Origin of the sequence: Nonomuraea sp. C10 (assembly GCF_008017515.1) — a bacterium.
GTDB lineage: Bacteria > Actinomycetota > Actinomycetes > Streptosporangiales > Streptosporangiaceae > Nonomuraea > Nonomuraea ferruginea.
This window is the reverse complement of the sequence record NZ_VPFF01000001.1, coordinates 5,486,187-5,506,331: the sequence shown is the minus strand read 5'-3', so window position 1 is coordinate 5,506,331 and position 20,145 is coordinate 5,486,187. Positions and strand designations below refer to the sequence as shown.

The window sequence follows — 20,145 nt, the reverse complement described above, 5'->3', positions numbered from 1 at the left end:
CCCGTTCCCACGAGATCGCGTCCTCATCTGCGCCTTTTCGTCAGGACGCAATGGTGTGGCCTCATCTTCACCTCCTGGCACAAGCTGTGGATCGGGGGAGATCCACTCGGGGGCTTGAGGGGGAGCTGAAACGTGGCCTTGGACGGGACCCGGGCTACCTCGCCGCGGCCGACAGCACCGGGCGTCCCGGCGCCGCCGTCGCTCCGGGAGGGTGCGAGGCGGAGGCCCGCGACCGGCTGATCCCCGTGCCCGCCGCCGAAGCGATGCGGCACGTCACCGACCTGAAGAGGTGGAGCTGGGAGCGCTCGCTGCGCGACCGCCGAGACGGCACCAATGTCAACGACCGCATCTCCTCCATCAGCGTGTCGACCAACCGCCAACCCGCGATGTCCCACACCGACTCCTACTGGCGCGGCCACGCGCACCGGATCGCGGCCCTTGGTCACGGCCGGGCCGAGAACGCCGCCTGGGACAACGCGTTCAGCCCTCCGCTACGTCATCCTCTGAGTCGTGGCGAGAACCGCGGGGCACCGGCCCTCAGCCGATGCGGACCGGCAGCGAGCGCGGCCCGCGCACCTGGCCCGAGGCCCACCGCACCGCCTCCGGGTCGGCCAGCGAGAAGGACGGGATCCGCTCCAGCCACACCTCCAGGGCCACCCGCAGCTCCATCCGGGCCAGGTGGGAGCCCACGCAGCGGTGGATCCCGAGACCGAACGCCGCGTGCCGGTTGACCTCGCGGTCGATGACGACCTCGCCCGCCCGGTCGAACTGCTCCGGATCACGGTTCGCCGACGGGAACGACAGCAGGATCCAGTCGTCCGCCTTCATGTCCACGCCCTGCCAGGTCATGTCCTCTTTGACCAGCCGCGCCATCGTGACCGGCGCGTACGCCCGCAGGAACTCCTCCATCGCCGTCGGCAGCAGCCCCGGCTCGGCCACCAGCCGCTCACGGTCGGCGGGGGTCTTCGCCAGGTGCCACAGCGACGCGCCGATCGCGCTCCACGTGGTGTCGATGCCGGCGATGAGCAGCAGCGCCATGGTGCCGGACACGTGCTCCGGCTGGAGCTTCTGCCCGTACAGCTCGGCGTCGATCAGGTACGTGGTCAGGTCGTCGCGCGGGTTGTCCAGGTGATCGCGGATCTGCGCGTACAGGTAGTCGAAGAGCTCCTGGAAGTTGGCCATGCGCTCTTCCGGCGGCAGGTTGACGCCTTCGAGCACGTTCTCGATGAACACCCGGAACCGCGGCCCGTCCTCCGGCGGGAAGCCAAGCATGTCCGAGATGACCCGGATCGGGATGTGCTGCGCGTAGTCGGCGGCGGCGTCCACCACGTCGCGGCCCTCGAACGCGTCGATGAGCGAGTGGCAGTACGCCCGCGCCGCCGCCTCCCGCCTCGACACCGCGGTCTTGGTGAACGCGGGCAGCAGCAGCTTGCGCGCGTCGTGGTGGAACGGCGGGTCGGAGGAGATCGGCGGGGTGCCGCCCACCGGCGCGAGCTCTCGCGGCGGCCGGAAGTTGCTCATGACGATCGACCGCGACGAGAAAAGCTCGGTGTCGTACGCGACGGCCGCCACGTCCTCGTACCGGGTCGGCAGCCAGCCGCCGCCGAACCGGCCGGTGTGCGCGATCGGGCAGCGCTGCCGCAGGTCGTCCAGGATCGGGTACGGGTCCGCCGCCCACTCCGGCTCCAGGTGCGAGAAGTCCGTCGCCCAGTCCTCGACGGGACCGGTGATGATCTCGCTGCGGGTGCCGAGGGCCTCGTCCTCCTCCTCGCGAAAGTCCCGGGTGAAGCGGTCGTCGACGCTCATGTCAAGCCTCCTCCGATACGGTGATCGCGTTCTCCGGGCAGTTGGAGACCGCCAGACGGGCCGTACGTTCCTCGCCCGGCGGCACGACGCCGTCGCCGATGACCGTCCCGTAACCCTCGTCGTCCTCGCCGAACAGACCGGGCGCGATGTCGTAACAACGGCCGTGACCTTGGCAGCGCTCGGGGTTGATCTGAACTTTCACGGTGTCGAATCCCTTTTTATGGTGTCTTCGGCGGGCGCGAGACCGTGGACGACGCGGGAGAGCAGCGCGGCCCACTCCGCCTCGTCCACCGCGTGCAGGTCCGGCGGGACGAGCGCGCTGCCGATCGCGAGCAGGAAACAGAAGTGGGCCAGAGCCTCCGGCGACAGCGCCGGGTCGAGCTCGCCGTCACCCTGGGCGACGCGCACCAGCCCGGCGATCCAGTCGGCGCGCTCGCCGACGTAGTCGCGCGTGGGCGTGGCCACGTCCGGGTCGCGGCGCGCGGCGACCAGCGCCTCCACGAGAAGGTAGCCGGGGGCGTCGCGGCGGCGGGGCAGCCGGCGCCCGATGGCCAGCAGCAGCTCGGTCGCCGACCGGTCCGGATCGTCGGCGAGCAGGTCGGCCAGCATCCGGCTCGCGTGCGCCCGCAGCGCCGCCACCAGCAGCTCCGCCTTGGAGCCGAAGTGGGCGTAGAGCGCGCCGTTGCTCACCCCCGCCGCGGCGGCGATGTCGGCCACCCGGGTCCCGTCGTACCCGCGCTCCGCGAACACCTCAGCGGCCGCCCGGAGCAGCCGCTCACGGGTCTCGGCGGCGGTGACACCGGCGATACGCCCCATGCACGAATTAAAAGACCGTTCATTTGATTCGTCAACGGGTGCCCGCTCGCCGGTTCCTTGTTGTCTGACGCGCTCGCAGATGGCAGACAGGCACGGGGGATGTCAGAGGACCTGACAGCAGGCCCACCGGAGATGTCCTCCCGCATCGCATGGCCCGAACGCGAACACGGCTACACCAGTGCCAACCGCCTTCTCTTCGCGACGGCACCGCGCTGACACCGAGCATGCTTCTGATCGCATGGGTTGTGAACGATCGTTGGGGGAATGAGAGTTCTGGCGTTTAAGTGATCTTGCTGGTGGGGGGCGGAGATGAACCGTGGCTCCCACCCTTGGCGGGGCCACGGTGGCGCGACTGTGGTTAAGCCTTCATTGGCGCGGCCGCCCTGGCGACCTGCTCGATCTTCGCGCGGTAGGCGGCGCGGGCTTCCTCGTCGATCTGCTTCTCGTGTTCGGGGCGCATCCCGGTCCGGCCGTCGAGGCCTTCGCGCAGGATGTCGGCGTGCCCGGCATGCCGGTTGGACTCGCCGAGGACATGGACCATGACGGCGAACAGGTTCGTGTTGGGATAAGGCTCCGGCCACCACGGCACGTGGCCGGGGGCGTCGAGGGGAAGCTCGTCGATCGTCGCGTCCGAGTGTTCCCACGTGCGCCGATAGAACCCGATGATCTGATCGCGGGTCTCGTCCTCGGTCGCCCACAGGTCGCTGCCGTCGGAGTCCTGCCACCGAGGCAGGGGTTCCGGGGATGGGCGGTCGAAGACCTCGCCGAAGTACCGGGCCTCGACGCTGGCCACGTGTTTGACCAGGCCGAGGAGGTTGGTCCCGGTCGCTGTCAGAGGTCGGCGGGCGTCGTATTCGGACAAGCCGTCGAGTTTCCAGAGCAACGCCTCGCGGTCCCGCCGCAGTCTCCCGTGCAGATTGTCTTTCGCGAAATCGTCGATCATGGCTCACGATTCTGTCAGGCTGCGCCGGTGGGCTCAGGTTGCGAGCTGCCTGGCGTCGGCTCCGTCAACCATCGCTCACGGCCACATCGCGGACACGCGTCGAAGCACCGCCTGTGGGAGTGCCTCTCAGTTGATCGGGACGGCGGCGGAACCGGCCGAGCGCCACGTGAGGTGTGCGAGCCGACGCCACTGGTCGAGTGGGAGGGTGACCGGATCGGTGGGCAGCGCCTGAAGGCACACATGGTCGGCACCTGCTGCCAGGTGAGCGCTGACCCGCGCCATGATCTCATCGTCGCCGATCGCCACCAGCGCGTTGACCAGGCGATCGCTTCCGCCATCGGCGAAGTCGGCGTCGTCGAACCCGAGCCGCTGCCAGCTCGCCCGGTACGGTGCGCCGGGAAGGTAGCCGGCGATGTGGGCGCGCGCCCTGGCCCGCGCCTCGTCGGCGCTCACTCCGGTCACCACGGCTTGTTCGACGATCAGGGCACGGTCCGGCCCCAGCACCGCGCGGGCATGGGCTGTGTGTTCCGGCGTGACCAGGTAGGAGAACGCGCCGGCAGACCGGTCCCGCGCCAGTTCGAGGGCCCGGGGGCCCAGCGCGGCGAGCACCCGGGGTGCCTGGGGCGCCGGACCGTTGTCGACCGCGGCCAGTTCGAGTAGGGGATCGGGCTCGTCCAAGTGGTCGAGGTGTTCGCGCAGCTTCGTCAGAGGCCGCTCGTAGCGCAGGCCCAGCACGCCCTCGACCAGCCGGGCGTGGGACGTGCCGAGCCCCAGCACGAACCGGCCGGGATGAGCGTCGAGCAGCGCCCGCGACTGCGACCTGATCACTCGGGGGTGGCGCCCCCAGATCACCGCGATGCCCGTTCCCACGATCAGTGAACGGGTGGCGTTCAGCAGTGTGGACGCCTCCATGAACGGGTCACGGACCAGCCCTTCGCTCAGCCACAGCGCGCGGTAGCCGAGAGTCTCGACCTCGGCGGCGACCTCGGCGGCCGCAGTCGGTGACCGTAGGTCCATGCCGGGCACCCACAGTCCCACTGCGCCGATGAACGGCAGCGTCGACTTCATGAACGAGCTCCTCGCTAGAATCCGGAGTATCGCTCCGGATAATACCGGAGCGCCACTCCGTTACAACCGGGAGAGGGAACGACGTGATGACCGGAAGCCCCCGACGCAGTGACGCGCGCCGCAACCGAGCTCGTCTGATCGAGGCGGCGACTGCGCTCTTCGACGAGGTCGGCGTCGACACGGCCGCGATGAACGACATCGCCCGCCGCGCGGGTGTGGGACCGGGCACGCTGTGGCGCCACTTTCCCGACAAGGAAGCGCTGACGGCCGAAATCGTCGGTCAAAGCCTGGACGGCCTCGCCGCGCTGGCCATCGAACTGCTCGACGAGCCGGAATCGCGAGACATCCTGCGTGAGTGGGTCTCCGCCCTCGTGCGGCACATCACCCGGTACCGCGGGATCGCCACCAGTTACGCGCGGGCAACGCGCACGGGGGAGGGCCCGCTGGGCGCCCGCTGCCTGGCCGTCGAACAGGCCGCCACCGAGTTGCTGCGCCACGCACAAGCCCGCAGCCAGGCACGAACCGACCTGACCGGCTCCGAACTCATCGAGATGGCTACGGCCGTCGCCTGGGTCAACGAGACGACCGCCCCGCCAGACACCGCCGAACGCCTCCTCGACCTGCTCTTCGAGGGCCTGCGCCCACGCTGAATCGCATCATCGACGAGGCCGCCGGGTGCAGCGGCGCGCCTGGTGACGGTTACAGCGGCTCAGCGCCAAGCCCCGGTTCGGCTCGGGAGATGATGACGCCCTGGCCCGGCGGTCGGCGGCCACGAAGTCGCTGGAGAAGCCGAAGGCTCACATGGTGGATCCAGGCCCGCCGCGCAGGCGGCGCACGAGGTCGTCGGCGGCCTCAGGCCACTGCGGGTAGTCGAAGGCGAAGCCCGCTTCGAGTAGGCGGCCGGGAACGACGCGGCGGCTCTTCAAGAGGAGTTCAGTGTCCGAGCGCAGTGCGAACGCGCCGAGTTCGGCCATCCACTTTGTTGCGGGCAGGCCTACCGGGACGCCCCGCGCGGCGCGCAGCACGCGCATGAACGTGCGTTGCGGCAAAGGAACGGGAGCGGCGAGGTTCACCGGCCCGGCGAGGTCGTCCCGGTCGATCAGGAACTCGACGGCGCGGACGAAGTCGCGGTCATGGATCCAGGACACGTACTGCGCGCCGCCGGCGACCGGGCCGCCAAGTCCGAGGCGCACGAGCCGCAGCAAGACGTCGAAGACGCCGCCACGATCGGGGCTCATCACCATGGCAGCGCGCATGCTGACCTTGCGCGTGTGCGGGGTCTCGGCTTGCTTCTGCGCGCGCTCCCACGCTTTCGCGATCTCAACGCTGTAAGCCCAGTAGCCTGGCACGCCCGGTTCGGTGCCGCCGAGCACGCCGGTCACCTCATCGTTGGGGGCGTCGAAGCGGTGGGCGTAAATGGTGGCGGTGCTCATCTGCAACCAGACTTGGGGAGGCCGTGAGGCGGCCGCGACCGCCTCACCCATCACCCGGGCGGAATGCACCCGCGAATCCATCATCGCCCGCAGATTGTCCGGTGTGTAGCGACAGTTGACACTGCGTCCAGCCAGGTTGATCACGACGTCGCTGCCGTCGAGTTCCTTCGCCCATGGGCCAAGGGTCTCGGCATCCCACCGGACGTCGCGATCGCGCACGGGCCGCCTGGTCAGGATCACCACGTCATGGCCTGCGGCGGTCAGCGCACGACTGAGAATGGTGCCTACTTGCCCGGTCCCCCCGGATGTCACGACTTTCATCCGGCTTCCCCCAAGGTGAGTGGGACGAGCCTAGCGCGGCTGGCTGAACACGTTCAATGGGGCTCATTGCCGCGACCCGGGGAACCACCGTTGCTTGTGACACACCGGGGTCTCACATCACCACGTGCCCCATCGTGAGCGCCGCCTGGTCGGCTCGTCCACGCTTCGGTCAGGCTGCAGCAGACACCATCGCCGCGTCCAGACAGCGTTTTCTGGCGGCCTTGAAGATGACAGTCCGTCACGCCATCTGGAAGTGGACATGACAGCGGGCCATCGGAGTTGAGTGGAACGGACGCCCGCCGTGGACGATGGTCGCCCGCCTGCCGCAGGTGGAGCCGCTGCCGGACGCCGGCCCCGCCGAGCCGCCGACGCTGTCCTGACCCGCTCAGCGGCCGTGGAGGAAGTATCGAGCCGGGACGAACAACTCGTGCCCGCTCATGAAGCGTACCCGTACCCCCTCCGGCGTCCACGCCGTCTCCGCGATCTCCTTGCCGGCGTCGATGACGGACGTGTGGACGTTCACCCAGTGGCCGTATCCGAAGCCGGGGTCGCGGCCGACGACCAGCAGGTGTGTCGCGTCCCCGAACAGCGTGTCCCTGCGGATCAGGCCCAGGTGGTGCGCCGAGTCGTCCTCGTACGTCACGGTGGAGGGCTGCTCGCTCCGGTACACCACCTCCGCCCTCGGCCACTGACCGGCAAGCATGATCGCGACACCGGCGAGAAGTCCAGCCAGGAGCAGGGAGAGGTTCTTGACCATGCCCTCATGATCTAACGTCGGTCGCATGGACCTCTTGCTTTGATCCTTTCGTGCACGGGCCGGAGCCGGGATACCAAGATCTAGTCCTTGATCTTGCCGGGATGGCCTGGTTTCCAGCGTCGGCCCGCCCCCGGGGCGGTCGAACCTCGCCGGCGACCATCCGGCTGGCCGGTCGTCGGACAACGTGTCGGTGATGTCAATCGGTCGTGCCGGCGTGCACGGCGATGATTCGCCAGCCGTGCGTCTCGTCGTACAGCCACGTACGGGTGTAGCGCATCCTGGCCGCGAACGGCGCACCGGAGACGGTCCCTTCGACGGTGCCGAGAAACCACGTCACCCCGGTGTGCCCATCGGCGAGCACGGTCAACTCCTCCTCGGCCACCTTCGTCATCACCTGCGTCCGAGTGCGGTGCAGCTCCAGGTCGTCCGCCTTGGTCGCGACGTTCCCACCGAAGGTGAAGATCAGCCGATCATCCAGCAGCCGATCCAGCGCCTCGACATCTCCAGCGAGCTGCGCGGCCTGGAGTCGGCGCTCGGCGTCCCGCAAGTCCTCCATCATGAGGTCCACCCTCCCAGCCGGCGCCGTATCCGCGCCGGGACGTTCACGCTCGGCTGATCTTCGCAGTCCGATCCAGGGACTCCGATCGTCGGTGAGCGGGTGTCGGGTTCGAACCCCGGCAGGACTTCACCCCTCGCCACACGGCTCGCGGGACACCCGCTCCCGGCCAGCCGCTGGAGCCGAGATGCCCCGGCTTGCACGGCCGGGGCATCAAACCTTCGACGTCAGCGACAGTCGATCTTCGGCTGGTTACTGCCTGCTTCCAGACAGTTGTCTGACGGCCTTGCAGATGTCAGTACGGCACCAGAGATGTCAGTAGGCACGTGTATCGCAGGAGGTTCGGGGCCTGGTCGTCAGTGGGCGCGGGGTGGGTCGAGGACTTCGGCGATTCCCGCCCGTTCGTACTCGTGACCGCTCGGTATGGGACTCGCGTCGCCGGCGAGTAGCGTCTCGGCGACGGCCGTACGGGCATAGAGCACATATCTCCCCGTGCGGTGCGCGCTGGCCAATCCGGCCCTGCGGAGAGCGGTGAGGTGCTGGTTCGCGCCTGGTTCCGACAGGTCGAGGCGGGCGGCCAGTTCCCTGGTCGAGGCGGGCTGGTCGAGTTCGGCCAGCAGTCGGGTGCGGGTCCGGCCGAGCACGGCGGCCAGCGCCTGTGGCGGGTCGCTCTCGCGGTGCTCCCAGAGCGTCGCGACGCCGCGCGGGGGGTAGCGGATCGTGGGCTGCCAGGGCGGGGTCGTGATGGAGAAGACACGCGGCCAGGTGAACACCGATGGCACAAGCAACAGTCCCAGGCCGCCTAGCGGGCGCACACCTTCGCAGACCGTCTTGGGCAGGCGCAGTGTCTCTCCCTCCCACGTCACGGCGGGGTCAAGGTCGCTGAGCATGCGCCGCAGGCCGCCCTCGGCCAGCAACCTGGCGCGGTAGAGCACATCGCCTTCGAGCAGGGCCCGTACGCGCGGCCAGTAGGGCGCGATGGCCGCTTGCCAGTAGCTGCGGATCTCCTCGGCCAGCCGTTCGAGGCCGCCCACGGGGTCGGCGTAGAGCTCTTGGAGTGCTCGGGTGCGCGGACCGTCCCAGACGTCGAGACCCTCCTGAACCAGGGGTGCCATCGCCGCCATCCCGGCCAGCTCGACCTCCAGGTCGGGCACGGAGGTTGAGGGCGGCGGGCAGACGAAGCCGACGATCGAGATCGTCGGCACCGGCACCAGGTCGGACAGCAACCGCCAGTCGACATCGGCGAGCCGCCGCCGCACCCGTTCGGCCCAGGGCTTCAGTACGGCATGCGCGGCCGGATCCTTCACCACCCGCACGCTGGCGACGACCTCCCACAGAGGAGAAGCCGCGAAACGGACATTGGCCGCATCCTGTGCGGTGAACGTCAGCTCAAGGCCCATCCGATTCGTCCTCTGCTTAATCAATAGCGCGCGGACTGACGATTCCATCATCTAGGTGGTATGACAACTGTTGCCGAGCCTCCGCTCCTGCATGACCCCTCCTTCAGAAATTTCTACCTGGCGTCGGCGGTCAGCCAGTTCGGCACCCAGGTCGGCTACGTGGCGATGCCCCTGCTCGCGGTGATCGCCCTCAACGCGGGGCCCGGTGAAGTGGGACTGCTCAGCGCCCTCACCACCATCACCGTGCTCGTGCTCGGCTTGCCCGCCGGAGCATGGGTGGACCGGGTCAGGCGCCGCCCGGTGATGATCGCGACGGACCTGGTTCGCGCCGTGCTTCTGGTGTCGGTAACGGTCACGTGGTGGCTGGACGCTCTCACGATGACCCAGCTGTACGGCGTCGCCATCGCGACGGGAATCGGCACGCTCTTCTTCGACGTCGCCTCGCAGAGCACGGTCCCGCACCTGGTCGGCCGCGACCGGCTCACCGCCGCGAACTCAGTGCTCGTCGGTACGAACGCGGCGATGGATGTGGGCGGCAGAAGCTCCGCCGGAGTGTTGGTGGCTCTCGCGGGCGCGCCGGTGGCGATCCTGCTCGACGCGCTCACCTACCTGTGGTCGGCCGTGTGGCTACGCCGGATCAGTAAGCCGGAACCCGCGCCCGCCCCCGTACCCGGCGAGCGACTCGGACGGCAGATCGGCGAGGGGGTGCGATTCCTCTTCGGCAACCGGGTCCTCATCGCCATCGCGACACAAGGCGGCATGACGAACCTCGCCTTCCCGCTCTGCTCGACGCTGCTGCCCGTGCTACTCGTCAACGAGCTCGGGCATCCCGCCTGGGTGCTCGGGGCTTACCTTGCCATCGGCGGGCTCGGTGTGCTGGCCGGTTCCTCGACGGCTCACCTGATCGGCCGGCGGTTCGGCCGCGGGCGTGCCGTGTGGATCGTCGGCATGACCACTGCGCCGTTCGCGCTTCTGGTGCCGTTCGTCGGCTGGAGCGTCTGGATCTCGGCGGCCGCATGGAGCATCTTGTGCTTCCGGACAGGGATGAACAACGTGCTGCTCGTCAGCTTCAGGCAGAAGGTTACACCCGACCCGATGCTCGGCCGGATGAACGCCACCATGCGCCTGATCCTCATCGGTGCGGTCGGCGTCGGTGGTCTGCTGGCGGGCCTTCTTGGCGAGGTCTGGGGCATCGGGACGGCAATGTGGACAGGCGCAGCGATCATGGCGCTTAGCTGGATACCGATCTGGTTCAGCCCACTCCGCCACGAGGTCTGATGCAGGCAGCCCACCCAAGCCATGACACTTGATCTTCGGCCGGATACTGCCGACTTCGATGACGCGAGCACTGGTAATTCGACACCATCGAAGTGCCAGTGCCCAGGTCGTAAGCAGGTCCTACTGTCATCTTCGCTGCGTCCAGACAGTTGTCGGGAGACACCCGAACCGATAGTCCGTCATTGACCGGCGTCCGCCCGTGCCCCGGAGCGGGGCACGGGCGGTCCGGCGGGCCCTCTGAAGAGCGGCTCTGAGGTCCGGTCAGACTCTGTCCGGGTGTGGCCGGAAGCGCGGGCCGCCGAGCGCTTCGTACCAACCGGCGACCTTGTCACCGGGCGGCGCGACCGCGTCGATCGCGGCCAGATCCTCGGCGGTCCACTCGATCGCCAGGGAATCCGCGCACGAGTCGAGGTCGGCCAGCCGCTCCGGCCCGCACAGCGCGCTCGTCACGCCGGGCTGCCGTGCCACCCAGGAGTAGGCCAGCTGGGCGACGGTCATGCCTTGCCGCGCCGCGATCTCCTCGAGCACGTCGAGCACGTCGAACACGGCGTCGCTGAACCGGTCACCGGCGAACCCGGCGAGCACGCCGCCCGCGCCGTACCTGCTGCCCTCGGGCGGCGGCTCGCCGCGCCGGTACTGTCCCGTGAGCACCCCTCCGCCGAGCGGCGCCCACGGGTTGACCGCGAGCCCGAACGTCGCGGCCATCGGCAGCAGCTCACGCTCGACCCGCCGGTCGAGGATGTTGTACGGCGGCGTCTCAGCCACGATCCGGTTGAGCCCGAACTCCTTGGCCACCCACAGCGACTCGACGACCTCCCACGCGGCGGACGTGCTCACTCCCAGGTAACGGACCTTGCCCGCGCGCACCAGGTCGTCCAGGGCGCGCAACGGCTCGTCGACCGGCGTGCCGGGGTCGAACCGGTGCAGCGTGAACACGTCGACGTGGTCCGTCCGCAGCCGCCGCAGGCTCTCCTCGCACTGGCGGATCAGATGGCGGCGGCTCACGCCCCGCCCGTTGGGGTCGTCGGGGTCGACCGGCATGTACGCCTTGGTGTTGATCACCACCCGGTCGCGCCGGGACGACCTGGCCAGGCTGGCCCCCACGATCGACTCACTGCGCCCGGGTGCTCCGCCGTAGTTGTTCGCCGTGTCGAAGAAGTTGACGCCGAGGTCGAGCGCCCTGTCGATGATCCGGGCCGACTCGGCCTCGTCGGCCCGGTCACCGAACATCCAGCACCCGAGGCCCAGGGCGCTCACCCGTACGCCGGTCCGCCCGAACGGCCGGTACTCCATGGCGGTCACTCCCTACTCCACGCCCGCGACCGCGCGCACGGCGTCGGCCAGGGGGACGAACGGTTCGGCGCCCGGCGCGGCACCCAGGAACATCCGGTTGTGGGTGATGACGACGGCCAGGCCGCTCGCGAGGTCGGCCCAGCCCATCGACCCGCCTATCCCGGCGTGCGCGAGCACCTGAACCGACCGGCCGAGCAGCGGGTCGGCGGGCGGAGACTCGCCGCCCAGCCAGAAGCCGCCGGTGCCGATCCAGGTCGTGCCCTGGTAGACCTCGTCGAACTCGCCGGCGCCCGGCCGCGGCCGGGTCAGGGCGAGCAGGCGGCCGGCCGAGAGGTACCGGCGGCCGCCGAGCTCACCGCGGTTGGCGAGCAGGCTGAAGAACCGCGCACCGGCGCGGGCCGTCATCACCGCGCCCGCCGCCGGGACCGACGACGACCGGAACCGGGGGTCGTTCCAGCGGTCGGCGTCCGGACGGATCTCCGGGGGCATCGACAGCAGCGGCACCCCGGTCATCGGCGCCCGCTTCGGCGGGTTCGGCCCCCAGGTCAGCCGGGCGACCCGATGCTCGTGCTCCGCCGGGAGCACGTCCCAGACGTCATCGGCGCCGATCGGCAGGCACAGCTCCTCGCGCAGGAACCGGTCGTACGGGCGGTGCTCCGGGTCGGTGCGGCGGACGACCTCGCCGAGGATGTGCCCGAAACTCATCGAGTGGTACATGGAGCGTTCGCCCGGCGGGTGCAGCGGTTCGACGCCCGCGAGCCAGGAGGTGATGGCGTCCCAGTCCGCCAGTCCGGCGGCGTCCAGGTCCGGCGGCATGTGCGGGACGCCGGCCCGGTGCGTGAGCACGTGACCGACGGTGATGCGCTCCTTGCCGCGCTGCCCGTACTCCGGCCAGTACGTCGCGACCGGCTCGTCCATGTCCACCAGCCCTCGTTCGCACTGGAGCTGGATCGCCGTCGCGAGCAACGCCTTGCTCACCGAGAAGACGGGGAACAGGGTGTCGCCGTCGACCGGCCGGCGGTGGCGCGGGTCGGCGACGCCGGTCCACGCGTCGACGATGAGCTCGTCACCGAGGTAGGCGGCGACCTGCACGCCGACCTCGCCCAGCTCGACGGCGCGGGCGAGCGCCTTCTCGATCCGATCGTCGGACCTCATTGCTCGACTTCCTCTCTCTCGCGGGCCGTCTCGTTCCGTGCTACGACGGGTTCCCGAGGTTCCGCTTCCGTCGGCTCGTCGCCGAGGTACGCCGCGATGACCCGGGGGTCACGGCGCACGTCGCCCGGTGTCCCGTCGGCGATGATCCGCCCGCGTTCCATCACGATCACCCGGTCGCACACCCGCATGACCAGCTCCATGTCGTGCTCGACGACCAGCACTCCCATGCCGCGCTCGTCGGCGAGCCGCCGCAGCAGCACGCCCAGCTCGGCCGACTCGGTCGAGCTCAGCCCGGCCGCCGGCTCGTCGAGGCAGAGGATGGACGGCTCGGCGGCCACCGCGCGGGCGATGCCGACCAGCCGGCGCCGGCCGTACGGCAGCTCGGTGGGCAGCCGGTCGAGGTCGGGACCGAGCTCGAACAGCTCGACGGCGGCGAGCGCCCCCGCGGTGAAGGCCGTCGGGCGCGGCCAGACCAGGTCGGTCAGGTAGGCGCTGCCGGACCGCGCGTCGACCGACGCCTTGAGGTTGTCGGCCACGGTCATGTCGTCGAAGAGTTCGAGACTCTGGAACGATCGGCCGATCCCCTCCTGACCCGGCGGTGCATCCTCATGGACCCGATCGGCTTGTCCCCGAGCGTGACCGTGCCGGCCTTCGGTCTGGTCGCGCCGGTGACCGCGTCGACCAGGGTCGTCTTGCCCGCGCCGTTCGGCCCGATGAGGCCGACGATCTCGCCCGGCCCGACGTCCAGCGAGGCGTCGTCGACCGCGACCACCCCGCCGAAGGCGACCGTCAGCCCCTGGCCCCGCAGCGTCCGTTCCGGCACGCGGCCGGGCGGGGCCGCGGTCGTGGCGGTCACCGGCGCCGGACGGGACCGGCGGGGCAGGTGGATATGCCGCCCGAGGCCCTCCGCGGCCCCGTCTGGCCGCGCCTGCAAGTACCAGATGGACAGGATGCCGCCCACGAGCGCGATCCACAGCGGCGTCGTCGCGCTGTCCGAGTCGAGCAGCGTGGAGATGAAACCGCCGGGATGCCCGAGCACGCCGAGGAGCGGGCCGGCGATGTAACCGATGCCGCCCAGGACGACCTGGGAGATCCCCAGGATCGAGTCGAAGGCCGCGAAGCCCCGCTCGAACACCATGGTCGGCTGCCGGAACACCACGAGGATCCCGCCCAGCGCGGCGATGGCCGCCGAGAGGGCGAACGCGTAGAGGCGGACCCGCCACGGGTTCAGCCCGACGGACTCGGCCGCCCGCTCGTTGGTGCGTACCGCGATCATGCGGCGTCCGACGCGCCCGCGCCGCACGTTGGCGACCACGAGACCGGCGAGGACGAACGCGATCAGGCACACGATCGCCCACCGCTCGGGATGGACGAGCGAGTCCACCTGCCAGCCGAACACCGTCAGCGGCCCCGGCAGGGGCGTGTAGGCGCCCGAGTACGTCGGGTTCTGCAACAGCACGCCCTGGATCGCCACGGCGGAGCCGAGCGTCGCCACCGCGAAGTTCACCCCGCGGGTGCGCAGCAGCGGCACGCCGAGCAGCGCGCCGACGACGAACGTCGCGACCAGGCTGAGCGCGATCGCCGGCAGGAACGGCATTCCGGTACGGGTCAGCAGCAGTCCGGTGATGACCGCGCCGATGCCGGCGAAACTGAACTGGCTGAGCGACAACTGCCCGGTGTAACCGGTGATGACGACGCTGGACAGCAGGATGATCCCGTACGTGCAGGTGATCGTCATCGCCGTCACGTACGAAAGGTCGAACACCAGCGTGAGCAGCAGGATCGAGCCGCCGACGAGCGTGAGGAGGATGAACGGCCGGATGTGGCCGTCGCCGACCTTCGGCCGCCGCTCGACGATGGCCGTACGGATCCCGCCGCCCGTGCCGCGCCACACCATCACGAGCACGATCAGCAGGAACGGCACCGCGTCCGCCCAGCCGGGCGTGGCAACGTAGCGGGTCACCTCGGCCTGCGTCACCCCGATGAGCAGGGCGCCCAGGTACGTGAGCGGGAACGAGCGCAGCCCGCCGATCAGCGCGGCGGCGAGCGCCGGGACGATCAGGTGGGTCAGCGTGACGATCTGCACCCCGACGATCGGGGCGAGCAGGACCCCGGCGACGCCGGCGAACACCGAGCCGATCACCCAGTTGCTGGTGGCGATCCGGACCGGGGAGATGCCCAGCGCAGCCGACGCGATCGGGTTCTCCACCTGCGCCGCGGTGGCCAGCCCGAACCGGGTGCGGCCGTAGCAGGCGGTGAGCAGGGCGACGAGCACGGTGGCGATGAAGAAGGTGATGATCCGGTCCTTACCCAGGTGGATCCCGAACAGCGACACCGGATCGGTGGGGAAGATGGGCTGGACGATGCGTTCGTCCGCGCCGTACCTCAAGGTCAGCGCCGACTGCACGACGACGAGCACGATCAGCGAGACGCTGGTGCGGCTCAGTGTCGACATGCGCGCCATGCGCTGGATCGCGAGCCGGTAGGTCAGGTAGCCGCACAGCGCGGCGGCGAGCAGCGCGCCGGGCACCGCGAGCACGGGCGAGAGCCCCTGGCCCGCGTTGAGCTCCCAGTAGGCGAACGCCGCCACGGTCCCGACGATGCCGTGGGAGAAGTTGATGATCCCGGACCCGCGATAGGCGATCACGATGCCGAGCGCGGTCAACGCCAGGAGAGATCCCGACGACATCCCGACCAGCGCGAGCTGGATGGCGCCGTTCATGACCCGTGGCCTCCGATCGTGGCGCCGGGTTCGTCGGCCGCGGCCGACAGATAGCTGGCCTCGATCTCGGCCAGCCGCGATCCCATCTCGGCCGCCGTACCCTCGATCACGATCTCTCCCCGGCGCAGCACGCAGACGCGATCGGCGATCTGGAGAGCGCGCTGGACCCGCTCCTCGACGATGAGCACGCCGACGCCCCGGTCGGCGGCGGCGCGCAGACCGGTGAGCAGCCGGGCCACGATGAGCGGGGCGAGGCCGAGGGTCAGCTCGTCGGCGAGCAGCACCTTCGGCGAGCCGGCCAGCGCGCGGGCCAGGGTGAGCATCTGCTGCTCGCCGCCCGACATCAGCCCCACCTTCCGGTCCAGCAGCGGCTCCAGCTCGGGCATCAGAGCCAGGCTCTCCTGGACGCCGCCGCGGCCGAGCCGGAGGTTCTCCCGGCAGGTGAGGCCCATGAAGACCGAGCGGTCCTCGCAGATCAGCGCCACGCCGGCGTCGGCCCTGCGATGCAGCCCCTCCGGCGCGGGCCGGCCGTCGAGCCGGACCGAGCCGGAGATCGGTGTCAGGACTCCGGACAGGGCCATGAGGGTCGTGGTCTTGCCGGCTCCGTTCGCGCCCAGCAGCGCGACGATCTCGCCGGGACGGACCGCGACCGACAGCCCTTTCAGTACGGGGAGGTGGCCGTAGCCGACCTCGAGGCCGACCGCCTCGAGGATCGGCTCCGCCCCGGTCTGGGTCACCCGTTCGCCTTGACGGCGTCGAGCACGCTGAACGGCTCGGCGGCCGGGCCGTAGGTGCCGTCCTTGACCGTGTACGTGACGACGTTGGTGTTCAGGATCCGGCTGAAGTCCTTGATGCCGATCGGCGTGGTGAGGTCGATGGCCGGTCCGACACCCGTCTCGACGGCGTCGAGTGTGCCGAGCGCCTGCTGCATCGCCTTGCCGTCGATCGGGCCCTGGATGGACTCGGCGGCCGCCTTCACCACGGCCAGGGCAGACCACACGACCACGCCCGCCGACGTCGGCTTCGCGTCCGGCTGGTACTTCTTCATGGCGTCGCGGAAGGCGACCATGCCGGCCTCGTCACTGTTCACCGGCAGGAACGAGTCGGACAGCAGCACGCCCTCGGCGGGCTTGCCCACCTGGTCGATGAGCGCCTGGGTGAGCGACGCGGCGGCGAGCCCGGCCTTCACGCCCGGCGCGCCGGCGCCCAGGGCCGTGATCGCCTTGCCGGCCTCGCCCGGCGGGAGCGCGATCACCACGCAGTCCGCGCCGTTCGACACGACCTGGGCGACCGGGGCTCCGTAGTCGGCGTTGGTGGTCGGCACCGCGATCTTCGCGTTCAGCTTCATGCCGAGCGACTTCAGCCCGGCGTCGGCGAAGTCGGCCGAGGCGATCGAGGACGGCAGCGACTGCGTGATCGCGTCCACCTTCTTGCAGCCGTAGGTCTTGACCAGCCCGATCGCGGCCCCGCTGAACGACACCGGCGTGCCGCCGGGGATCGGCCAGGAAGCCTGGCTGGTGAACTCGAGCGGGTTGATCGGGTGGCTGAGCAGCGGGATACCGGCCTGTTCGAGCACCGGCACCATGCCGCTGCCGCCGACCGACAGGCCGCCGATCACGGCGATAGCGCCCTGGGCGACCGCGTCCTGGGCGCACTTCGCGCTCACGTTGGGGTCGGCCTGGTCGTTGCAGACCGTCAGCTCGACCTTGCGGCCGGCGATGCCGCCGCTGTCGTTCACCGCGGACACGGCGGCCTCGATCGCCGCCGCCTGGTCCGGGAACCCGACAGACGGTGCGGACACGGTCAGGATGCCGACGAGCTTGAGCGAGGCCGCCTCGGAGGAAGCGGCAGCGGCGGGCGCCGCGTCGGGGGCGACGTCGTCCGAGGACGAGCACGCCGCGGTCAATGTCAGTGAAGCCGCCGCGGCGACGGCTGCGAGCCGCCGACGACGGCCGGCGAGGGAAGTTCTGTTGGTCATTACGGCGATCCCATCAGCTGGTCATGAACTCGTCCCCCGACGCGATAGGGGGCAGCGTGATCGCACTCTGTTACTGCTGGCATTACCGACCGCGGCAGCGGGATCGGTAACAAAACCCGTGCCGGGCACGGCCTCGCGACAGGGGCCGCGACCAGGTGCGCTCTTCCGCTCCTGTGGTTCGGAGGGGAGACTTCCGATGGTGGGTCATGTCAGGACGCGGCTTCACCGGCACCCTGCCGGACGGGGCGCGCCACAGCCGACACCGCTCGCCTACGTCGCTGACGAGGCCGAGTGCGACAACGGTGGGCATTGCGCCATCACGCTTCACGCCGACGGCTCAGTGTCAGTGGCAGACACCCATCGAAATAACAGTGCCCAGGTCGGGAGCAGGCCGCACTGTCATCGTCGCTGCGTCCAGATAAGTGTCTCGCGGCCTTGAAGGCGACAGTCGGTCGCGACAACTGGAAGCGCACGGTCGAAGTTGGCAGTAGCGGCATGTACGGCAGGAGGTTCGGCCCGGGGAGATGGCGGCGATCTGGTCTCGACGGCTGGCGTTGGTGGTGGCAGCCGGCGTACAGCGAGTCGTTCGCGTCGTGGGTGGATCGGATGGCCCTGCGGAACGGATGTCCGCCGTGGGCGATGGTCGAGGCGTTGGGGCTTCGATGTGCGCACGTCAGGTGACGTCCGTTCACTGGCGTACGGCATCGTCACAACGCCGGAAACGTGTTGGGCGATCGAGGCTGCCACAGGCGTGAGCTCCGAGGTCGTGCGTGGGATGCACCTGGAGATGTTCGACGGCTCGATCCTGGATCTGGCCAGCGTCCGCGTGGGCGATCAGGAGTCCGTCCGCCGCGCTGAGGGCCGTGAGTGGGTGCAGTTCTTCGGCAGCCGAGTATGCCCAACGTGTCTGGCGGCTTCGGGCGGAGCGTGGCTGGTTTGGTGGAAGCTGGGCTGGGCCGCGGTTTGTCCCGAGCATCAGAAGCTGCTGGTGGATCTCTGCCCGAGGTGCCGCGTTTCCGTGCGCCGGGGTCCGGCTGGCCGGCTGCTCGTCTGTCTCGCTCACGGATGCCGGCTCCGTTGCGGTGCGGTGCGCTTCTCAGCGGGCTCGAGGAACGGCAACCGGACCGGCCGCCGCCGCGCCGGCTGGCCCTGGTGCCGCCGCCGGCAGACGGCGAGGCCTTCCACTCCTGGTTCTTCCGCCTGGTCGAAGCGCAGCACAGCCACCGCGACACCATCGCGTCCCTGCTCGGCCTGCCTCCCTACACCCCGCAGCGCTACACCCTGGGCGAGGACTTTCTCACCATCGTCGACGGTGAGTACGTCTTCGAGAACCTTCGCGACGCCACCGGGCTGCGCGCCCGCGCCATGATGCGGATGGCGCTGTTCGGTCAGGGCGGTCAGTTCATCACCTACAGCTGGACCGGCAACACCAGCACCCGGCCCTGGCCCTGGCGCCTGGAGACCGCCGCCGTCTGCCCCCGCTGCCTGGCCGGGCCCGACCCGATCTGGCGCATCGTCGGCGCCCGCAACTGCCGACAGCAACTCGCCCAGCTCCCCTGCCAGCCGGTCGGAAGCGAGAGATCGCTGCGCATCCAGCAGGACCTCCTGGCGCGGATACGCCGCCCACGCGATGGCCCCATCGAACCCATAAAGGCGTTATGGGACCTCTATGAGCTGCTGTTCCGCCTGGCGATCTATTTCGGCACCCCGGAGATGCTCCCCACCGGCACCGACGTCCACCTCTGGTGGACCTTCCACGAGTTCTGCCACCTGCGCGACCAACTCGCCCTCACCGCCGGACCCGCCGCCCGCGAACGCTGCGGCGACCTGCTCTCCTGGACGGTTATGACCAGCACGCGCTGCGTCATGGAGGTCTCGGTCTGAGCGGCTGGCGGGAGTGGCTGGTGGCGCGGCGGGGCCGGGACTGCAACCACGGCTGGCATGGGCAGGTGCGCCATATCGCTCTCCCCGGCGGGTGGGAGCAGTGGGGGCTGACCCGTGAAGAGGAGGGCAGGGTCATCGAGGTCCTCTTCACTGCTGGATGAGTTCCTCGCTGCCCGGGAGGTGTCGGACGCCCGCGGTACCTAGACGAGGAGAGTCGTTCCCGGTCGTGGACGTGCTTCGGTCAAGCGCTGCCTTCTTCGGCTCCGGGGCCGGGCAGCATGTCGACGTCCGTCGCGCGCATCGGCTGCCCGCAGGCCGAGCAGCGCAGTTCCACATGGCTGGTCCGGCCGCAGGCGTGGTGACGGTACAGCGTGGGCGGACCCGAGTCTCCGGACGTCCAGCGGTCGCCCCAGCGCGCCATCACCAGCAGCAGGTCGCACAGCTCCCGGCCCTTCTCGGTGAGGGTGTACTCGTGCCGGACGGGACGCTGTGAATATTCCCGGCGTTCCAGCACACCGCTTTCGACCAGCCACTTCAGCCGGCCGCTGAGCACTTTGCTGGAGATGCCGAGGTCGCGCTGGAGATCATCGAAGCGCTCGATGCCGACATAGACGTCGCGCAGGATCAGCGGAGACCACGGCTCGCCGATGATGTCCAGAGTGCGGGCGATGGAGCAGGTCATGTCGCCGAACCGGGTGCGCTGCATGAGGTCCAGCCTAGCCGACTGGCTTCCCT

18 protein-coding genes and 2 pseudogenes are annotated in these 20,145 nt (G+C 69.9%); 4 read left to right on the top strand and 16 right to left on the bottom strand.

Annotated elements, in window-relative coordinates; translation table 11 throughout:
- Window positions 1-537 precede the first annotated feature (537 nt).
- The 5 genes from FR742_RS25265 to FR742_RS25245 all read right to left on the bottom strand — a co-directional run bounded on the left by FR742_RS25265 (window position 538) and on the right by FR742_RS25245 (window position 4,633).
- Complete coding sequence (locus tag FR742_RS25265; protein WP_148033234.1) at window positions 538-1,806, bottom strand: cytochrome P450; 1,269 nt, start codon at window positions 1,804-1,806, stop codon at window positions 538-540.
- 1 nt (window position 1,807) lies between these two features.
- Window positions 1,808-2,008: a ferredoxin gene (locus FR742_RS25260; protein ID WP_148033233.1), complete on the bottom strand. Its 201-nt coding sequence runs from the start codon at window positions 2,006-2,008 to the stop codon at window positions 1,808-1,810.
- Window positions 2,005-2,622, bottom strand: coding sequence for a TetR family transcriptional regulator (locus FR742_RS25255; protein WP_148033232.1), 618 nt, complete (start codon window positions 2,620-2,622; stop codon window positions 2,005-2,007). The genes FR742_RS25260 and FR742_RS25255 overlap by 4 nt, the downstream gene beginning before the upstream one ends.
- A 358-nt stretch (window positions 2,623-2,980) precedes the next feature.
- Complete coding sequence (locus FR742_RS25250) at window positions 2,981-3,565, bottom strand: DinB family protein (protein WP_148033231.1); 585 nt, start codon at window positions 3,563-3,565, stop codon at window positions 2,981-2,983.
- Between the two features lie 126 nt (window positions 3,566-3,691).
- A complete protein-coding gene (locus tag FR742_RS25245) occupies window positions 3,692-4,633 on the bottom strand; it encodes a TIGR03620 family F420-dependent LLM class oxidoreductase (RefSeq protein WP_148033230.1) in 942 nt (313 codons plus the stop codon).
- A gap of 86 nt (window positions 4,634-4,719) precedes the next feature.
- On the opposite strand from FR742_RS25245, the gene FR742_RS25240 reads away from it, so the two are divergent.
- A complete protein-coding gene (locus FR742_RS25240; RefSeq protein WP_148033229.1) occupies window positions 4,720-5,283 on the top strand; it encodes a TetR/AcrR family transcriptional regulator in 564 nt (187 codons plus the stop codon).
- Between the two features lie 147 nt (window positions 5,284-5,430).
- On the opposite strand, the gene FR742_RS25235 is transcribed toward FR742_RS25240, so the two are convergent.
- From FR742_RS25235 to FR742_RS25220, 4 genes are all read right to left on the bottom strand, one after another.
- A complete protein-coding gene (locus FR742_RS25235; protein WP_148033228.1) occupies window positions 5,431-6,387 on the bottom strand; it encodes a TIGR01777 family oxidoreductase in 957 nt (318 codons plus the stop codon).
- 385 nt (window positions 6,388-6,772) lie between these two features.
- Window positions 6,773-7,144 carry a hypothetical protein gene (locus FR742_RS25230; RefSeq protein ID WP_222709052.1) on the bottom strand — a complete coding sequence of 124 codons (372 nt, stop codon included), beginning with the start codon at window positions 7,142-7,144 and terminating at the stop codon, window positions 6,773-6,775.
- A 196-nt stretch (window positions 7,145-7,340) separates the two neighbouring features.
- On the bottom strand, window positions 7,341-7,703 hold the full coding sequence (locus FR742_RS25225) for a nuclear transport factor 2 family protein (RefSeq protein ID WP_261808733.1): 363 nt from the start codon (window positions 7,701-7,703) through the stop codon (window positions 7,341-7,343).
- 353 nt (window positions 7,704-8,056) lie between these two features.
- Window positions 8,057-9,100: a winged helix-turn-helix domain-containing protein gene (locus tag FR742_RS25220; protein WP_261808732.1), complete on the bottom strand. Its 1,044-nt coding sequence runs from the start codon at window positions 9,098-9,100 to the stop codon at window positions 8,057-8,059.
- Between the two features lie 60 nt (window positions 9,101-9,160).
- On the opposite strand from FR742_RS25220, the gene FR742_RS25215 reads away from it, so the two are divergent.
- Window positions 9,161-10,378, top strand: a complete 1,218-nt coding sequence (locus tag FR742_RS25215) for an MFS transporter (protein WP_148033227.1) — start codon at window positions 9,161-9,163, stop codon at window positions 10,376-10,378.
- A 261-nt stretch (window positions 10,379-10,639) separates the two neighbouring features.
- Here FR742_RS25215 and FR742_RS25210 read toward each other — a convergent pair whose 3' ends face one another.
- The 6 genes and pseudogenes from FR742_RS25210 to FR742_RS25180 form a co-directional block, all read right to left on the bottom strand.
- Window positions 10,640-11,671, bottom strand: coding sequence for an aldo/keto reductase (locus FR742_RS25210; protein ID WP_261808881.1), 1,032 nt, complete (start codon window positions 11,669-11,671; stop codon window positions 10,640-10,642).
- 12 nt (window positions 11,672-11,683) lie between these two features.
- A complete protein-coding gene (locus FR742_RS25205; RefSeq protein ID WP_148033225.1) occupies window positions 11,684-12,826 on the bottom strand; it encodes a serine hydrolase in 1,143 nt (380 codons plus the stop codon).
- Window positions 12,823-12,987, bottom strand: coding sequence for a hypothetical protein (locus tag FR742_RS25200; protein ID WP_261808880.1), 165 nt, complete (start codon window positions 12,985-12,987; stop codon window positions 12,823-12,825). Before FR742_RS25200 ends, FR742_RS25205 begins: the two co-directional genes overlap by 4 nt.
- 195 nt (window positions 12,988-13,182) lie before the next feature.
- Window positions 13,183-15,515, bottom strand: a pseudogene (locus FR742_RS25190) (ATP-binding cassette domain-containing protein); the annotation flags it as partial.
- 29 nt (window positions 15,516-15,544) lie between these two features.
- Window positions 15,545-16,285 carry an ABC transporter ATP-binding protein gene (locus FR742_RS25185; protein WP_148033223.1) on the bottom strand — a complete coding sequence of 247 codons (741 nt, stop codon included), beginning with the start codon at window positions 16,283-16,285 and terminating at the stop codon, window positions 15,545-15,547.
- A complete protein-coding gene (locus FR742_RS25180; protein WP_148033222.1) occupies window positions 16,282-17,526 on the bottom strand; it encodes an ABC transporter substrate-binding protein in 1,245 nt (414 codons plus the stop codon). Before FR742_RS25180 ends, FR742_RS25185 begins: the two co-directional genes overlap by 4 nt.
- Window positions 17,527-18,190: 664 nt before the next feature.
- On the opposite strand from FR742_RS25180, the pseudogene FR742_RS46610 reads away from it, so the two are divergent.
- Both FR742_RS46610 and FR742_RS25165 read left to right on the top strand, forming a co-directional pair.
- Window positions 18,191-18,502: pseudogene (locus FR742_RS46610) on the top strand (TniQ family protein); the annotation flags it as partial.
- Window positions 18,503-18,591: 89 nt separating this feature from the next.
- Window positions 18,592-19,410 carry a TniQ family protein gene (locus tag FR742_RS25165; RefSeq protein WP_261808731.1) on the top strand — a complete coding sequence of 273 codons (819 nt, stop codon included), beginning with the start codon at window positions 18,592-18,594 and terminating at the stop codon, window positions 19,408-19,410.
- 241 nt (window positions 19,411-19,651) lie between these two features.
- Here the strand turns inward: FR742_RS25165 and FR742_RS25155 are convergent, their stop codons facing one another.
- The gene (locus FR742_RS25155; RefSeq protein ID WP_148033220.1) at window positions 19,652-20,116 is read right to left on the bottom strand and encodes a helix-turn-helix domain-containing protein; all 465 of its coding nucleotides are present in this window, start codon (window positions 20,114-20,116) and stop codon (window positions 19,652-19,654) included.
- Window positions 20,117-20,145: the final 29 nt, after the last annotated feature.

Excerpts from the sequence above, each read along its gene's own strand:
- FR742_RS25255 (WP_148033232.1), bottom strand. The coding sequence starts at position 2,622 with ATGGGGCGTATCGCCGGTGTCACCGCCGCCGAGACCCGTGAGCGGCTG.
- FR742_RS25220 (WP_261808732.1), bottom strand. The coding sequence starts at position 9,100 with ATGGGCCTTGAGCTGACGTTCACCGCACAGGATGCGGCCAATGTCCGT.
- FR742_RS25225 (WP_261808733.1), bottom strand. The coding sequence starts at position 7,703 with ATGATGGAGGACTTGCGGGACGCCGAGCGCCGACTCCAGGCCGCGCAG.
- FR742_RS25155 (WP_148033220.1), bottom strand. The coding sequence starts at position 20,116 with ATGCAGCGCACCCGGTTCGGCGACATGACCTGCTCCATCGCCCGCACT.
- FR742_RS25200 (WP_261808880.1), bottom strand. The coding sequence starts at position 12,987 with ATGGAACGCGGGCGGATCATCGCCGACGGGACACCGGGCGACGTGCGC.
- FR742_RS25205 (WP_148033225.1), bottom strand. The coding sequence starts at position 12,826 with ATGAGGTCCGACGATCGGATCGAGAAGGCGCTCGCCCGCGCCGTCGAG.
- FR742_RS25215 (WP_148033227.1), top strand. The coding sequence starts at position 9,161 with ATGACAACTGTTGCCGAGCCTCCGCTCCTGCATGACCCCTCCTTCAGA.
- FR742_RS25240 (WP_148033229.1), top strand. The coding sequence starts at position 4,720 with ATGACCGGAAGCCCCCGACGCAGTGACGCGCGCCGCAACCGAGCTCGT.
- FR742_RS25235 (WP_148033228.1), bottom strand. The coding sequence starts at position 6,387 with ATGAAAGTCGTGACATCCGGGGGGACCGGGCAAGTAGGCACCATTCTC.
- FR742_RS25250 (WP_148033231.1), bottom strand. The coding sequence starts at position 3,565 with ATGATCGACGATTTCGCGAAAGACAATCTGCACGGGAGACTGCGGCGG.
- FR742_RS25210 (WP_261808881.1), bottom strand. The coding sequence starts at position 11,671 with ATGGAGTACCGGCCGTTCGGGCGGACCGGCGTACGGGTGAGCGCCCTG.
- FR742_RS25245 (WP_148033230.1), bottom strand. The coding sequence starts at position 4,633 with ATGAAGTCGACGCTGCCGTTCATCGGCGCAGTGGGACTGTGGGTGCCC.
- FR742_RS25165 (WP_261808731.1), top strand. The coding sequence starts at position 18,592 with ATGCCGGCTCCGTTGCGGTGCGGTGCGCTTCTCAGCGGGCTCGAGGAA.
- FR742_RS25265 (WP_148033234.1), bottom strand. The coding sequence starts at position 1,806 with ATGAGCGTCGACGACCGCTTCACCCGGGACTTTCGCGAGGAGGAGGAC.
- FR742_RS25180 (WP_148033222.1), bottom strand. The coding sequence starts at position 17,526 with ATGACCAACAGAACTTCCCTCGCCGGCCGTCGTCGGCGGCTCGCAGCC.
- FR742_RS25230 (WP_222709052.1), bottom strand. The coding sequence starts at position 7,144 with ATGGTCAAGAACCTCTCCCTGCTCCTGGCTGGACTTCTCGCCGGTGTC.